This is a genomic window from Azospirillum palustre (genome assembly GCF_002573965.1).
Lineage (GTDB): Bacteria > Pseudomonadota > Alphaproteobacteria > Azospirillales > Azospirillaceae > Azospirillum > Azospirillum palustre.
Map to the genome: position 1 here is coordinate 1,613,312 of NZ_PDKW01000043.1, position 15,637 is coordinate 1,628,948.

Below are 15,637 nucleotides of genomic sequence, written 5' to 3' on the forward strand. Positions count from 1 at the left end.
ATGCCGCCCTGACGGCGGCGTCCGGCAAGGATATCGCCATAGAGGACAATGGTCGCCCGTTTGCGTTAACGAAGGATGAATCCTTACCTTCGCGAATCGGCTGGGGCAACCGCCTTTACAGTTCGTTAAGCCTACCGGTCCAGGATGCGGCGCAGGAAGGACCCTCCGACCAAGGCCGCCTGTTGTCCGCGCAAGCCCGCCCTCCCGCCCCGTCACCCGCCGGCCCGACTGCCGGCAAGAGGCCGACCGCCGCCCGGCGCCCGGCCCAACGCCCGGTCGCGGTGGCGCTGAAGTACGAGCTGGGCACGGAAAGCCTGCCGCGGATCGTCGCCACCGGCAAGGGCACGGTGGCCGAACAGATCCTGGAGGTCGCCTTCGCCAACGGCGTGAAGGTGCGCGAGGACGCCGATCTGGTCGAAATCCTGTCCGCCATCGAGGTCGACAGCGACATTCCGGTCGAAGCCATCGCCGCGGTGGCCGAAATCCTGGCCTATGTCTACCGCGCCAACGGCACCCTGCCGCCGGAGCCGCGATCCGAAGAGAGTCCGGAGGAGGACAAGCCGTGACACGTCCGCCGCCCATGCCGCCATCCATGCCGCCATCCTCCCTATCGCCCTCCCCCGAAGGCGCCGAGTCGGCCATCGGCATCGCGCAGCAGGCGGCGGTGCTGGGCGCCACGCTCGACGACGCGCGGGCGCAGGCGGAGGCCGGCGTGCTGATCGACCTCGCCGGGCTGGAGGACCGCGTCGCCCATCTCTGCCTCGCCGCGGAAGCGCTGCCGCGGGGGGAAGCGCGCATGCTGCTCGGCCCGCTCGGCGATCTGGTGGCGGCGCTGGGTCCGCTTGCCGCCGCCCTGACCGACCAGCAGAAGGGGCGGGAGGAGGCCGTCGCCGCCGCACTGGCCGGCCGCGACGACCCGCACACCGCCCGCCAGCGCGCCGCCGCCGCCTATGGCCGCAGCGCCGGCCCGGCCGGGCCCGGTCTGGCCGATGCCGGTCTGGCAGAAGCCGGCCTGCCCGACGATTCGCCCTGATCAGAGAAAGCCCGCCGTTTCCATGGATCTCGACCAGTATATCCGGTTCCTGATGGCGCTCGTCTTCGTCGTGGCGCTGATCATGGTCGTCGCCTGGGTGATGCGCCGGGTCGGCATGGCCGACGGAACGGTGCGCGGACGCGCCCGCCAGCGCCGGCTGAGCGTGGTGGAGGCCCTGCCGATCGACGCCAAGCGGCGGTTGATCCTGGTCCGCCGCGACGACCGCGAACATCTGATCCTGCTGAGCGCCAACGGCGACCTGCTGGTCGACAGCACCCCGGCGGGCGGCTTCGACAGCGCGCTTGCCGGGGCGGAGGCCGCACCGGCCGACGCCCCCCGTCCGGCGGGGAGCGATCCGCGATGAGGCGGTCCATCCTCCGCCGTCCCGGCGCCTGCTGGAAGCCGGCCGCCGCCGGGCTGGCGCTGGCGCTCGCCGTCGGCGTGGCGCTGGGCCTGAGCGCCGGGCCGGCGCTGGCGCAGAGCCTGACCTTCGACCTGGGCGACGCCGGCGGCACCGCCACCGGCCGCATCGTCCAGACCATCGGGCTGATCACGGTGCTGTCGCTGGCGCCGTCGATCCTGATCATGATGACGGCCTTCACCCGCATCGTCATCGTGCTGTCCTTCCTGCGCAACGCGCTGGGCGTGCAGCAGGTGCCGCCGACCACGGTGATGATGTCGCTGGCGCTGTTCCTGACCTTCTTCGTCATGGCCCCGGTGTTCGAGCGCAGCTACACCCAGGGCATCCAGCCGCTGATGAACCAGGAAATCGACGAGGTGGAGGCGTTCCGCCGCACGATGGCGCCGCTCCGCGATTTCATGCTGCACCACACCGCCGAGAAGGATCTGCGCCTGTTCATGGACATGGCCCGCATCCAGTCGGTGCCGGAGGCGAACGACATGCCTCTGCATGTTCTGGTCCCGGCCTTCATGATTTCCGAGATCAAGCGCGGATTCGAGATCGGCTTCCTGCTGTTCCTGCCCTTCCTGATCATCGACATGGTGGTGTCGTCGATCCTGATGTCGATGGGCATGATGATGCTGCCGCCGACCATGGTGGCGATTCCGTTCAAGATCATCTTCTTCGTGCTGGTCGACGGGTGGTATCTGATCGCCGGCTCGCTTGCCCGCAGTTTCGGAACGCTCTGATCCTGCACGCACAGCGGGAAAAGTCCTGCGCACTTCGTCGCATCCCCCCGGCGCCGGAGGGGCCGCGCAAGCACGCTCTGGCGTTGGGCGCCGTAAACGCGTATGAGGAAAGGCGATGCGCGTTTAGGGCGGGATGGGCGGCAAGGAAGCCGGTCCGCCGGATGGCTTCGACCGCCCACAGCCCCGACAGGGCGGAGTGGACGGTCAGGGCGCCACACCGGGCGCCATCGAACGGGCGTTTTGCACGGGCGTTTTGAACGACGGACCAACTTCGGACCGCAATCACTGCATGACTGATACCGCTTTGAAGGCCGCGCAGCCCGACACCGGCAAGCTCGCGACGCTGACCCTGGGTGCCCTGGGTGTCGTCTTTGGCGACATCGGCACCAGCCCGCTCTACACGCTGCGCGAATGCTTCGGCGGCGAGCATGGGCTGCCGCTGACCCATGACAACGTGCTGGGCATCATGTCGCTGGTGTTCTGGGCGCTGGTGATGGTCGTCACCGTCAAGTATGTCGGCTTCGTCATGCGGGCCGACAACAAGGGCGAGGGCGGCATCCTCTCCCTGCTGGCACTGGCGTCGAAGACGCGGCCGGACGCCTCGGGCCGGCTGACCGTGCTGACGGCGCTGGGGCTGTTCGGCGCCGCGCTGTTCTACGGCGACGGCATGATCACCCCGGCGATGTCCGTGCTGTCCGCGGTGGAGGGGCTGGGCGTGGCGGAGCCGGCGCTCGAATCGGCGGTGGTGCCGCTGACCGTCACCATCGTGATCGCCCTGTTCGCCATCCAGAGCCACGGCACCTCGCGCGTCGGGGCGCTGTTCGGCCCGATCATGCTGGTCTGGTTCGCCACGCTGGGCGTCCTGGGTTTGCTGGAAGTGATCCAGCAGCCGAGCGTGCTGGTCGCCTTCAACCCTCTCTACGCCATCTCCTTCTTCGCCAACCACGGCATCGCCGGTTTCCTGGTGCTGGGCGCGGTGGTGCTGGCGGTGACCGGCGGCGAGGCGCTCTATGCCGACATGGGCCATTTCGGCCGCCGCCCCATCCAGGTGGCATGGCTGGCCGTGGTGCTGCCGGCGCTGCTGCTGAACTATCTGGGCCAGTGCGCGCTGCTGCTGAACGACCCGACGGCGGTGCGCAGCCCCTTCTACCTGCTGGCGCCGGACTGGGCGCTCTATCCGCTGATCGGCCTGTCGACCGCCGCCGCCGTCATCGCCAGCCAGGCGGTCATTTCCGGCGTCTTCTCGCTGACCCGGCAGGCGGTGCAGCTCGGGCTCTGCCCACGTCTCGACATCCGCCACACCTCCAGCGAGGAGGAGGGGCAGATCTACATCCCCCGCGCCAACTGGGGCCTGCTGGCCGCGGTGCTGGGCCTCGTTCTGGTGTTCCAGTCCTCCAGCCGTCTCGCCGCCGCCTACGGCATCGCGGTGACCGGCGACATGATCATCACCACCACCCTGTTCCTGGTGGTGGCCCGCCGCCGCTGGAACTGGAGCCTGCCGCTCTGCATCGGCGTCGGCGCCGCCTTCCTGACGGTGGAGGTCTCCTTCTTCGCCGCCAATGCGGTGAAGATCCCGCATGGCGGCTGGGTGCCGCTGGTGATCGCCTGCGTCACGCTGGGCCTGATGTCCACCTGGCGCCGCGGCCGCGCGGTGCTGACCAAGCGGCTGGCCGAGGAATCGCTGCCGCTCGACGCCTTCATCCAGCGGCAGGCGAAGAAGGGCGACATCCACCGGGTGAAGGGCACGGCGGTCTTCATGACCTCCAGCTCCAACACCGTGCCGATCGCCCTGCTGCACAACCTGAAGCACAATCAGGTCCTGCACGAGCGCATCGTCTTCGTCACCGTCGTGGTGGACGACGTGCCGCGCGTCCCGGCCAAGGACCGCGTGCTGGTCGAGGGGCTGGCCGACGGCTTCTACCGCATCACGGTGCGCTACGGCTTCTCGCAGGAGCCGAACATCCCGAAGGCCCTGCGCCTGTGCAAGGCCTTCGGCCTGGAGTTCGACGTGATGGCGACCTCCTTCTTCCTGGGCCGCGAGACGCTGATCCCGCAGATGAATTCCCAGATGGCGCTGTGGCGGGAAAGGCTGTTCGTGGTGATGTCGCGCACCTCGGTCAGCGCCACCGACTTCTTCAAACTGCCGCCCAACCGCGTGGTGGAACTCGGCACGCAGGTACAGCTGTAGCCGGTTGAAGGGCGGATCGAAGCACGGACGCATACCACCAAAGAATTACGCCCTTCGCTTTCGAAGAAATCGGTGGTCCGTTTAGAAATCGCTGTGATCCGAGCGAAAGCATCCTCCGTAACGATGTTGTGTCCGCGGGAAGCGGACCTTCAACGACATGAGGGAATGCTATGAAGAAGGTTGCCACCGTGGCGATCGCCACCCTTCTTTTTGCCGGTTGTGCCAATGCGGCCATGGAGAAGATGGTCGGCGGCGCGCCGATGTACCCCAGCAAGACCATCGTGGAGAACGCATCCCAGTCGAAGGACCACACCACGCTCGTCGCCGCCGTGAAGGCCGCCGGGCTGGTCGATACGCTGAGCGGCAAGGGGCCCTTCACCGTCTTCGCCCCGACCAACCAGGCCTTCGCCGCCTTGCCCGCCGGCACCGTCGACACGCTGCTGAAGCCCGAGAACAAGGGCCAGCTGACCAAGGTGCTGACCTATCACGTCATTCCCGGCAAGCTGGACGCCAAGGACATCGTGGCGGACATCAAGAAGGGCAACGGCAAGGCGATGCTGAAGACGGTGGAAGGCATGCCGCTGACCTTCACCCAGTCCGGCGATGCCGTGATGGTCGCCGACGCGTCGGGCAACACCGCCCGTGTCACCATCGCCGACGTCGAGCAGTCCAACGGCGTCGTCCACGTCATCGACAAGGTTCTGCTGCCGAAGTAACCGCCGGACCGGCGGGCGGCACGGAGCCGGGAGTACCGTCCGGCATTCCGCGCCGATTTAAGACGTCGGCTTGTCCGCGGATTGCTTGCCGCCGCGATACTGCTTCAAAAACTTCTTGAACATATCCACTTCCGCGACGCGGGAGCGGATCGTGCCGACGTCGATCAGGCCCATCGCCTGTTCGGGGCGGGTCAGAATGCGGAAGGCATCCTCGTTCGGCCCGCCCTTCATCGACCCTTCGAAATCCTTCTTCAGCAGGTTCAGCCCGTTGCCGTCGCCGGCAAGCGCCAGCGCCACGGCACGGTTCAGCACGAGCTGCGACATGTTGGGGTCGAGCGGCTTGCCCGGCGTGGGCGGCGCCCCGATCACCTTGTTCAGCGCCAGCGCCGCCGCATCCCACTTCTGCCCCTTCCAGGCGATGTCGACGCGCAGCAGGTTGGCGTTGGTGCTGTCGTCCTGGGCCAGAATCTGCATCGCCTCGTCGCCGCGGTTCAGTTCCGCCAGCGCCTTGGCCTGCATCAGCCGCCGCTCCGCCGCCAGATCGGCCGGCAGGCCGGCGACGTTCGACAGCTCCAGCGCCTTCAGCGCGTCTTCCGGCTTGTTGTCGAGCAGCCGGACCGAGGCCAGCCGGGTGCCGACCCGCGCCTTGTCCAGCCCGGACAGGCGGTATTCGACCTGATGCTGCAGCAGGTCGGCGGCGCGGTTCAGCAGGTCGATGGAAATCAGCCGTTCCGCCAGCTGGCGGATGATCTCGTCGCCGGCCTCGCCCACCGGGGTCAGCTCGCGGAACTGGTCGTAGAGCTGCATGGCATCCAGCGTCGGCAGGCGCTGCGCCCCGTCCTTGTAGAGGTCGGCGAAGATGCGCGACATCTCCTTGGTGATCGCCTCGGCCCTCGGCGTGTCGGCGACCAGGGCCGCCGTCTCCTTCATCGTGTTGAAGCCCTTGGCATATTCGCCGCCGGCGATCAGCACCTCGCCCATGCGCGAGCGGATCTGCATCTCCAGGTCGTCGCCGCGCCAGGTGAAGGTCAGGCCGGCCAGCTGCTCCGCCGCCGCGGTCGGCGACATCTTGCCCTCCGACAGCTCCAGATTGGTCAGAGCCAGCCCGGCCTTGGCACGGTAGAAGCGGTCATAGCTGTTGAAGGCGGCGGTCAGCTGCTCGCGCGCCTGATCGATTTCGCCGGTCTGGGCATAGAGCAGGCCGCGCAGATACTGGGTCTGCGGATTCTCCTCCTGATCCGGGCCGCCATGCTCGATGACACGGTCGAACAGCCGCTTGGCGGTGGCGGTATCGCGGGTTTCCAGCGCCGCCTCCGCCGCCCGCAGCCCGAGCTTGCCGAGCATCGGATCGGGATAGCTGTTCAGGATCTGGCCCGACGCCTTGAAGCCGGCCATCGCCTTGGGCCAGTCGCGGCGGTCGGCGGCGATGGCGGCGCGCCACAGATTGGCTTCCGGATTGCCGGCGAGCGAGGGGATCGACAGGTCGGCCTCGCCGCCGTCGAGATCGCCGGTCAGCACGCGGGCGGCGCCGCGCAACGCCCGGAACTCCGGCCATCCCTCCAGGTCGGGCTGGTTCTGTTGCAGCACGTCCAGCAGGCCGAGCGTTTCCTGCCCGAACCCGTTGGCGAAATAGAAGCGGGCGAGATCGAGCTGCGCCTTCGCCCGTTCCGATTCCGGCGCGTTGACGACGGCAAGCTGGAGATCCTGCCGCGCCTCGGTGAAATGGTCGAGGTCGCCGCGCTTCCAGGCCGGCAGGTTGAACAGCCGGCGGCCCTGCATCTGGTTGGGCTGCGCCTTCGGCGGCTCCATGGCGGCGGACGACCCGCCAGCCGGCGGAACGGGCATCGGCGCGGCGGCCAGCTGCGCCGGAACCGGCTGGGGAGCGGAGGCCGCGGGCGGCGGCGGCGACGCCGCGTTGCCGGCATCTGCAGTCGGCGAGATGTGCAGCCCGCCGGCCGTGGTCAGCTCCACCCCTTCCTTGATCGCCCGCACCGTCACATTGTCGGAGATCGGCCGCACCACCACGCCCTGGTAGGAGGGCATGACCTCAAGGTCCGGGTAGCGGTGGGGTTCGGGCACCCCCTGCCCCGGGCTGGGAAGCGGAACGATCTGGATGCGGTCGCCGACATCCGGATCGGCGAACTGCACGACGTTGGCCGCATCGGGGGCCCGCACCAGCAGCCGGGCGCCGAGCAGGAAATCGGGGTCCGGCTCCACCCGCAGATCGCCGGTGCTGCCCATGTTGGCGGGACGGGCAGAGGACAGGATGCGCCATGTGGTGCCCTGCCGCTCCACCGTCGGCCACACCATCGGACCGATCTTGGTGCGGAAGACGCTGCCGCCGGTTGCCGGCACCGGCTCCACCGCGCCCATCAGCTCGGCACCGGGACCGCTGAGCTTGCCGGCGCCGATCGGCATCGGCCGGTCGAAGGCGATGTAGAGCTGTCCCGCCCGCGGATAGACCGCGATGGAGGCCGGCCCGCCGGTGTCGAAGGTCAGCACCGGCCCCTTCGGACCCGCCGCCGGCTGGGCCTTCGCATCGGCAGGGGCGGCCGGAGCCGCCTTGGCCTCGGCCGGCGGAGCGGCGGGACTTGCAGCGGGTGCCGGGTTGGCGGCGGCGGCGTTCGCGGCGACGGCCGACCGGCCGGAGGTGGCCGACGCCACCATGGGCGCGTCCTTGCCGCCTTCCTTGGCCGCGTCCTTCGCCGGTGCGGGCTGGCTGGCCCCCTGGTTGCCTTGCGCGACCGGCGCTCCCTGCGACCCCGAAGCGGACGCAGCGGCGGCCGGAGCGGCGCCGTCGCCCTTGGGTAGGCCGGCGCGCGACCCCGGATTGCCGACGGACAGCACCATCGACTTGCCCGACGCGCTGTCGCTCACCTCGGCGTCCTGCGGCACGGCGAGCGTGACCGCCAGCGAACCGTCGGGCTGGCGGTAGGATTCGACGTTGCGGATGTTGCGCAGCGGCGCCTTGGGCAGGGCCGACAGGTCGGCGGTGCCGCCCTTGTCGAAGGCGACGGTCACCGCGGCGCCGTCGCGGGTCACCTTGTAGCCGACCGGGGCCGGCCAATCGAAGGTCAGCCGGCTCTGGTCGGGCTGGTCGCCCCCCTGCACCCGCAGCCGGCCGGCGGACGGCACCGGCTTCGCGGCGTCCGCCTTGGCAGGCACTGGCGGTGCGGGTGGCGTGCTCTCGGCCTTGGCGGCGGCCTGCTGCGGCGCAGAGCCCGCCGCCGCGGGCGACAGGTCGATGGCGACGGCGTTGCCGTTGCGGAAGCTCTTCAGCGAAACCGGGCGTTTCAGGTCGAAGGAGACCGTCTTGCCATCGGCCTCCACCCGGCCGGCGGCGAGATAGTCGGGCAGCGCCCGCACCAGCCGGTCCAGCGGGGCGTCGATGGGCTCGGTGAAGGCGATGACCAGCCGGTCGCCCTCGACCGCCGCGGTGAAATCGACCTTGCCCGGCCAGTCGAAGACCAGCCGGCCGAAATCCTTGTGAGTGCCGCCGCGCACCGGCACGCTGGCGGCGCCGGCCGGCAGGGGCGAGAGCAGGACCGGCACGGCAAGCAGCGCCACCGCGGCGGCACAGCCGCGCAGCCAGCGCTTCCGTCGATTGCCCGAGCCGTCCGTCACCTCAATCCGCTCCTTCCTCGCGCACCACGATGTCGACCGGCAGGCGACCGCCGCCATTCGGTGCATCGCCGGCAATCCGCGCCCCACCCACCGGCATCATCACCGCCCGCGCCACCAGATCGCGGCGATAGCCGGTCTCGCGCAGCGCGGCGGAGACGGCGACCGCCCGCGTCAGCGCCCGTTCCCAGGCGACCCCGCCGGTCATGTCCTCACGCTCCGCATGGCCGACCAGCTCGATGCGGTTGCCGATGCGGCCGATGACGGCGCCCAGCAGGAACAGCACCCGCCGCCCCTCCTCGGTGAAGGCGGCGCCGGTGGGGTCGAACATCCGCTCTCCCGGCAGGCGGATGACCACCCGGTCATCCTCGCGCCGGACATCGACCACCGCCAGCTCCGCATTCGACCGCAGCTGGCTTCCCAGCAATGCCGCCAGATAATGCAGGTCGATGGCCGCCCTCGCCTCCACCGCCATGGCGTTGAAGGCGGCGCCGGGATCGGCCGGGCGGTCCGACGGGGCGGTGGCGGTCGAGCGCGCGGCGGGGATCGACTCCGACACGCCCTTCGCCAGACGGGTCCAGCGCTCCGCCTCCGGCTCGCTCATCGAATACATCAGCACGAAGAAGGCGAGCATCAAGGAAATCAGGTCGGTAAAGCTGATCAGCCACAGCGTCTTGCGCTGGGCGCCGCCATCGTCCGCCCCCGTCCTGCCGGCGATCCGGGGAACGCGGATCATTTCCGCACCTCGGCCTTCGCCGGTGCCGCAGCCGCCGGGGCGCTATTGGCCGGCGCGGTCTTCGCGGCCGGGCGGGCCGCCCCGTCCTCGTCCCAGCGCAGGGAGAACAGCAGCCGCACCCCGCCCGGCTCGCCGCGTTCGATCCCGACGGTGACGTTGCGGGCCGGCGCCCCATCCTCGACCAGCGCGCGGGCCAGCACGCCGGCACGGGCGACCGGCCCCGGCGGCTGGCTGGGCGTTCCCGTCGGCCCGATGCCGAGCAGCGCGTCCAGCTCCACCCGCTCGCCCTGGCGCGACTGGCGGAGCGCATCGGCGATGCGGTCGATCAGCCCCTGGCGGTCCGGCCGCAGGGTCATGGTGCCGGGAACGAACAGGTCGTCGGCGGGCAGGCGCACCTCCAGCAGCTGGCCGGGGGCGACCACCTCCACCTTGGAGACCGCAACCGCGGTGGCGAACAGGGTGCCGACATCCTCCAGCCGCTGCACGGCGAAGACGGTCCCGGCGCGCGAGGCCACCGGCTCGGACCCCTCGCGCAGGCGCGGGTCGATGACGAAGCTGGGGAAGGTCCGCTCCAGCGAGGCGGCGACCGCCTTGACCTTCTGCACCGTCTGCACCGAATGGGCGTTCAGCACGATGAAGAAGACCAGAAGCAGCAGGAATAGCGACAGCAGGAGCAGGATGCTGCCGTTGTTCGGGTTGGCATGGGCACCGGAACCGCCGGCGCGCCCGGCCCGCAGCAGCAACGGCAACCCGGCGCCTCCCGTCCCCGGGGCGATGCCCTGGGCCGTGTGCCCGCCGCCGGGCCTGCTGATGGGGGGGCCGGGCAGCATGGCGTCAGTCGAAGCTGGCCAGCAGACGGTCGATCTCGTCCTGGTCCATGGCGTTGCCCGGCAGCTGCGGCCCGTGCAGAAGCTGCTGGTCGGCCTCTTCCGCGCTCATCGGTTCGAAATGCACGGCGGCCTCCGCCTCCTCCGCCGCCAGCTTCGCCAGCCGCGGGGCGTGGTTCTGCCGCACCTCGCTGCCGAAGGCGGCGACGATCATGTCCACCTTCGATTCGATGTGCTTCAGCGTGCGCACCACCTTGCTGATGCGCTGGCCGGTAATGTCCTGGAAGTTGCAGGCCTCGTAGATCGCGGTGATCTGGTCGTTCAGCCTGGCCGAGGTGCCGGCATCCGTCTGTCCGGCGATGGCGCCGATGGCGTCGCAGGCGTCGAAGATGGCGAAGGTCGCCTTTTCCGTCGCACCGATCACCGCATCCAGCTCGTCGGTGGCGGTGCGGATGTGTTCGTCGCGGATTTCGGCCGGCTGGAGCGCTGCGATCTCCTGCTTGGCCGTCTCGATGTATTTGGCGAGGTCCACGACCTCCTTGTACAGGCGCAGGTCGGTGGCGGAGATGTCGCCGTCCATGCTGCCCAGGATGTTGCGGACGATGTCCGTCACCTCGTCGCGCGACAGCGGCTGTGCGGCTTCCGCAAAGGCGGCGTCGAGGCGCTGTCTCAGGAGCTTCTGTTCCGTCACGGCGGATTGGGCGGAGAAGGTCATCGGGCGTGTCCAGCGAGAGGGGCAAGGCCTTGGCGGAATGTGCCGGAACCTCCCCGGTTCGCGCCCTCCAGCGAGCGCACCGTCGGTGCCGTCCGCAGCGGAGGTTCGATGCTCCGACCGCTTGAGGCGCCCAACCGTCCAAGGAACTGTCCGAGCCGACAAAGCCTAGGACGCGAGGGTTAAGAGCCCGTAAAGATGCCCCCGCCAAGGGTCCTGACACTGCGCCCGAGTTGCCGGCGCGTCACACTGTGGCCGGCACAACCGCATGGGTGCCTGCCTCGCCAGCGGCGTGGCTCAGAACAGGCTGGCGGCGGCCGGCGCACCGAGAAGCGCGATCAGGACCAGCACGGTCACGGCAACCAGCCGCTCCATCGGCGACCAGCGCTTCCAGTCTTTTCTGAAGCTTTTCAGTTCGTCGGCCATGACAAACCTTCCGGGGTTCGGGAACTACATTGCAACGCAACGAAATTGTATCCGGTCCAGTTGACGCATGGTTAAAATCACCCGGCGATACGACAATGCTCGACCAGTGGCACAGAATTGCCACAGTCATGCCCAGCTGACCTCTGATCCAGGTCAAACATCGGCCAAATTTTCGACATTTCCCATCTCGCGGGCGGCGATGCCCCCGTCTCTGGCGGCGTGCCACTTCCGGCCGCTTCCGAAACCGGGCGGTAATGCCTAGATGATAAGCTCTAGATCAAGCCTCCGATGCCGGGGGCATCCAAGCCTCCGATGCCGGGGGCATCTGGCCTCCGATGCCGGGGGCATCTGGCCTCCGACGCCGGGGGCGCCGACGGGAGATGCGGATGGCGAAGGGAACCGACCTGAAGATCGGGCTTGCGCTGGGCAGCGGTGCGGCGCGCGGCTGGGCGCATATCGGCGTCCTGCGCGCGCTGGAGGAGATCGGGATCAAGCCCGACATCATCTGCGGCACCTCGATCGGCGCCGCGGTGGGGGCCGCCTATCTGACCGACCAGCTCGACGAGCTTCAGGCCTGGGCGCAGAAGATGGGCTGGCTCGGCATGCTGGGCATCATCGACCTCACCTTCCGCCGCGGCGGCCTGGTGGCGGCCGAGAAGGCGTTCGGGCGCTTCGACAACGAGCGCAGCAACATCCTGATCGAAAAGCTGCCGATGCCCTTCGCCACCGTCGCCACCGACCTGTCGACGGGGCGCGAGATGTGGCTGCGCGACGGCCCGCTGATGTCGGCGGTGATGGCCTCGGCCGCCATGCCCGGCCTGTTCCCGGCGGTGCGGCGCGACCATCACCTGCTGGTGGACGGCGCCCTGGTCAATCCGGTGCCGGTCTCGCTCTGCCGCGCGCTGGGGGCCGACATCGTGGTCGCGGTCAACCTGAACAGCGAGCTGTCGCCGCTGGGCCGGCCGACCGGCCGCGGGGCCGGCAACGGCAAGGGGCCTGGCGGCAAGGGAATTGGCGGCAACACGGTCGCGGTCAAGGCGCCGGAGCCGGTGGTGGCGGGCGGCGATGCCGGCTCCCCCGCCCTGTCCCACCTGACCAGCCAGATCTCGACATGGCTCGGCCGCAAGCCCGGCCGGCGCACCCAGTTCCTGGCCGACCAGATCGACGACGCCCATGCCCACAAGCAGATGCCCAACGCGCTGGAGGTGATGGCCGGCTCCATCGACATCATGCAGGACCGCATCACCCGGTCCCGCCTGGCCGGCGAGCCGCCCGACGTGCTGATCGCGCCGCGGCTGGCCCATATCGGCATCCTGGAGTTCGACCGCGCCGCCGAGGCGGTGGAGATCGGCCATGCCGCCGCCTCCATGCTGCGCCCTTCCATCGAACTGGCCCTGCGCCGCGCCTGACCGGTTGCGCTGGAGACCGATCCGGTTTCCCGTATCAATCGTATATCACCGTGCCCCTCCCGTTTGCCCCCATTCGCCGCGAGAGCCAGCGTCCATGAGCCAGCCTGCGCCGTCCGACACCGTCGCCACCCTGCTCGCCAGCGGGACGCCGCACTGGGGCGCCAACGGCACGGTGCTGGACGGCGGCTCCGTCGGCGCAGCCGCCACCGTCACCTATGGCTTCCTGACCAGCTCGCGGCAGGTCTCCGCCACCGACGCCACCGGCTTCGCCGCCATGAACACCGCCCAGCGCGCCGCCGTCCGGCAGGCGCTGGCGGCCTGGAGCGCGGTCGCCAACGTCACCTTCGTGGAGATTTCCGACGCCGCGAGCGCGGCGGTCGCCTTCGGGACCAACCGGCAGCGCGGCCAGTCGGCGGCCTACGCCTATTATCCCTCCACCGGCATCCAAGGCGGACAGGTGTTCCTGGCCAACGACAGCGCCGGGAACACCAACCCGACGTCGGGCAGCTACAGCTACATGACCGTCATCCACGAGATCGGCCATGCGCTGGGGCTGAAGCATCCCGGCAACTACAACGCCGGCACCGACGACGGGACGGAGGGACCCTATCTGCCGGCGGCGACGGACAATTATGCGTTCAGCATCATGTCCTACAACGAGAACGCCGCGCTGCCGTCGGGGAGCTACCTGACCGGCCCCAGCCTCTTCGACATCGCCGCGATCCAGTATCTCTACGGCGCCAACATGGCGACCGGGGCCGGCGACACCGGCTATGCGCTGAACACCGGCAGTTTCACCACCCTGTGGGACCCCACCGGCCACAACAGCCTGAATGGCGCCGCCCAGACGGCCGACCTGTCGCTGGATTTGCGCAGCGGCCAGTTCAGCAGCGCCGGCGGCACGACCTTCCTGGCGCTGGCCTATGGCACCAGGGTGCAGCTGGCGACCGGCGGCAGCGGCAACGACAGCTTCACCGTCAACGATCTGGGCAATGTGCTGGACGGCGGCGCCGGAACCGACACCGTGGTGTTCAGCGGCCGCCGGGCGCAGTACCGCGTCCAGCAGCTGGACGCCGGCCGCTACATCGTCAGCGGCGCCGACGGCAACGACCTGCTGACCAACATCGACTATCTGCGCTTCGCCGACGGCAGCACCGCCCTGGCGTCGATGGTGTCCGGCAGTTTCGACGCGCTGCGCTATGTCGCCTCCAACAGCGACCTGATCGCGGCGCTCGGCACCAACGCCGCGGCGGCGACCCAGCATCTGATCGGTGCCGGCGTCTATGAGGGGCGCAGCCTGACCGGCTTCGATCCCTACAATTATCTGGCCGGCTATGGCGATCTGCTGAACAGCTTCGGCAGCGACGTCGCCGCCGCCACCCGCCATTACATCGAGGCCGGCAACCGCGAGGGCCGCAGTTCCACCCTGTTCGACACGCTGTCCTACGAGGCCAGCAACCCCGACCTGATCGCCGCCTTCGGCGACAACCGCGAAGCGGTGGAACTGCATTACATCGTCAGCGGCCGGCTGGAGGGCCGCTCGCTGACCCGCTTCAACGCAACCGCCTATCTGGCGGCGAACCCGGACGTCCGCACCGCCGTCGGCGGCAACCTGACCGCCGCCAAGCAGCATTACGTCAGCCATGGCTATGCCGAGGGGCGGGCGCTGGCCTGAGCCGACCGGCCACCCCTACTTCGCCGGCCCCTATTTCGCCGGCCAAATCCAGGTCAGCTCGTGCTTGTTGTGGTGGAGGTGGAGCACCCGGCCGCCGGGGATCTCCGCAAAGGCGCGGGCGGTCTCATGGTCGGTTTCCGCCTGGAACTTCAGCGTGCAGACGAAACGCTTGGCAAGCCCGCTGTCCATCCACTCCTTCACCAGCCGCAGCAGGCGGGTCGGGTAGCAGATCACGTCGCAGCACAGCCAATCGACCGGGCCGACCGTCGCCGGCTTCAGGCCGAAGGCGCTCTCCTGGCGGATCTCCACCCGCGGCAGGGCGGCGATGGCGGGGTCGAGCGGCGCCTTGTCGACGCTGACCACCGACGCGCCCAGCTCGTGCAGCACCCAGGTCCAGCCGCCGGGACAGGCGCCGAGGTCGAGACAGCGGTCGCCCGGCCCCGGCTGCTCGCCGAACAGGGTCAGCGCCTCCCACAGCTTCAGATAGGCGCGGTTGGGCGGTGCCGTGCGGTTCTCGACGAAGGTCACCTCGCCGTTGCGGAACGGGCTGGAACAGTGCGCCGCGGCGATGATGGTGGACTCGTCGACCAGCGTCCAGGAGCCCAGCGGCGCCGTCGGCAGGGGCGACGGGAAGACCACCGGCTTGGCCGAGACATGCGGCAGGTTTTCCTGGATCAGGGCGGCGCGGCGGTGATGGCGCTGCGACCACAGCGCCCAATTGCGCTGGATGCCGCGCAGAGCCTTCGCCCCGCCCTTGATCGAGGGGAACTCGATGCGGACCGGGTCGTACCAGATGTTCTGCGCCCAGGCCGCCGGCCGGGCCGGGCCGTCGACGAAGACCAGCCGGCCATCGACCGATGCGACGTCCCCCAGCTCCGCCACCAGATCGTCGAGGAAGCCGTCCGCGGCCAGATAGATGGTCTGGCCAAGCGGGGTCACCACCGCGCCGGGAACGGCTTGCGGGTCGGTGCCGGGGGCATTCGGGGAGGCGGTTTTGGGGGTGCTGTCGTCCATGCCCCAGGGGCTACCGCTGCCGGCCGTCGAATGCAAGCGCAAGGATGCGGCACCCCCCTTTCGGCGTGACGCGAAGGGGGCTGTGACAAAGCGTCTCGAAACTTCTTATATGCGATTGGCTCGCAATTGCT

The 15,637-nt window shown here is 69.4% G+C and carries 14 protein-coding genes; 8 read left to right on the plus strand and 6 right to left on the minus strand.

The genetic code is table 11. From position 1 onward, the window contains the following. Positions 1 to 182: 182 nt before the first annotated feature. The 6 genes from CRT60_RS29945 (at position 183) to CRT60_RS29970 (ending at position 5,086) form a co-directional block, all read left to right on the plus strand. Positions 183 to 566, plus strand: coding sequence for an EscU/YscU/HrcU family type III secretion system export apparatus switch protein (locus CRT60_RS29945; protein ID WP_098740093.1), 384 nt, complete (start codon positions 183 to 185; stop codon positions 564 to 566). After that, positions 563 to 1,033 (plus strand): hypothetical protein, encoded by a 471-nt coding sequence (locus CRT60_RS29950; RefSeq protein ID WP_143273418.1) that lies wholly within the window; start codon positions 563 to 565, stop codon positions 1,031 to 1,033. The genes CRT60_RS29945 and CRT60_RS29950 overlap by 4 nt, the downstream gene beginning before the upstream one ends. 22 nt (positions 1,034 to 1,055) lie before the next feature. Next, a complete protein-coding gene (locus CRT60_RS29955) occupies positions 1,056 to 1,397 on the plus strand; it encodes a FliO/MopB family protein (protein WP_098740095.1) in 342 nt (113 codons plus the stop codon). After that, positions 1,394 to 2,182, plus strand: a complete 789-nt coding sequence (fliP, locus tag CRT60_RS29960) for a flagellar type III secretion system pore protein FliP (protein WP_098740096.1) — start codon at positions 1,394 to 1,396, stop codon at positions 2,180 to 2,182. Before CRT60_RS29955 ends, fliP begins: the two co-directional genes overlap by 4 nt. A gap of 289 nt (positions 2,183 to 2,471) precedes the next feature. After that, positions 2,472 to 4,370 (plus strand): potassium transporter Kup, encoded by a 1,899-nt coding sequence (locus tag CRT60_RS29965; protein ID WP_098740097.1) that lies wholly within the window; start codon positions 2,472 to 2,474, stop codon positions 4,368 to 4,370. A 170-nt stretch (positions 4,371 to 4,540) separates the two neighbouring features. Next, positions 4,541 to 5,086, plus strand: a complete 546-nt coding sequence (locus CRT60_RS29970; protein ID WP_098740098.1) for a fasciclin domain-containing protein — start codon at positions 4,541 to 4,543, stop codon at positions 5,084 to 5,086. 57 nt (positions 5,087 to 5,143) lie between these two features. Here the strand turns inward: CRT60_RS29970 and CRT60_RS29975 are convergent, their stop codons facing one another. The 5 genes from CRT60_RS29975 to CRT60_RS37625 all read right to left on the minus strand — a co-directional run bounded on the left by CRT60_RS29975 (position 5,144) and on the right by CRT60_RS37625 (position 11,408). Then, positions 5,144 to 8,710 (minus strand): tetratricopeptide repeat protein, encoded by a 3,567-nt coding sequence (locus tag CRT60_RS29975; protein ID WP_098740099.1) that lies wholly within the window; start codon positions 8,708 to 8,710, stop codon positions 5,144 to 5,146. Position 8,711: 1 nt separating this feature from the next. Beyond that, entirely contained in the window at positions 8,712 to 9,443 is a 732-nt protein-coding gene (locus CRT60_RS29980) for an OmpA/MotB family protein (RefSeq protein ID WP_098740100.1), read from the minus strand. Then, positions 9,440 to 10,192 (minus strand): hypothetical protein, encoded by a 753-nt coding sequence (locus CRT60_RS29985; RefSeq protein ID WP_244592840.1) that lies wholly within the window; start codon positions 10,190 to 10,192, stop codon positions 9,440 to 9,442. Before CRT60_RS29985 ends, CRT60_RS29980 begins: the two co-directional genes overlap by 4 nt. Positions 10,193 to 10,277: 85 nt before the next feature. Continuing rightward, the gene (locus tag CRT60_RS29990; protein ID WP_098740102.1) at positions 10,278 to 10,985 is read right to left on the minus strand and encodes a protein phosphatase CheZ; all 708 of its coding nucleotides are present in this window, start codon (positions 10,983 to 10,985) and stop codon (positions 10,278 to 10,280) included. Positions 10,986 to 11,279: 294 nt separating this feature from the next. Beyond that, positions 11,280 to 11,408, minus strand: a complete 129-nt coding sequence (locus tag CRT60_RS37625) for a hypothetical protein (protein WP_280177257.1) — start codon at positions 11,406 to 11,408, stop codon at positions 11,280 to 11,282. Positions 11,409 to 11,794: 386 nt separating this feature from the next. Here CRT60_RS37625 and CRT60_RS37630 point away from each other — a divergent pair, with 386 nt between their 5' ends. Both CRT60_RS37630 and CRT60_RS30000 read left to right on the plus strand, forming a co-directional pair. Further along, complete coding sequence (locus CRT60_RS37630) at positions 11,795 to 12,817, plus strand: patatin-like phospholipase family protein (RefSeq protein ID WP_098740103.1); 1,023 nt, start codon at positions 11,795 to 11,797, stop codon at positions 12,815 to 12,817. A gap of 94 nt (positions 12,818 to 12,911) precedes the next feature. Next, positions 12,912 to 14,492 (plus strand): matrixin family metalloprotease, encoded by a 1,581-nt coding sequence (locus tag CRT60_RS30000; protein ID WP_098740104.1) that lies wholly within the window; start codon positions 12,912 to 12,914, stop codon positions 14,490 to 14,492. 30 nt (positions 14,493 to 14,522) lie between these two features. Here the strand turns inward: CRT60_RS30000 and CRT60_RS30005 are convergent, their stop codons facing one another. Continuing rightward, positions 14,523 to 15,506: an SAM-dependent methyltransferase gene (locus tag CRT60_RS30005; protein WP_244592841.1), complete on the minus strand. Its 984-nt coding sequence runs from the start codon at positions 15,504 to 15,506 to the stop codon at positions 14,523 to 14,525. Positions 15,507 to 15,637 lie beyond the last annotated feature (131 nt).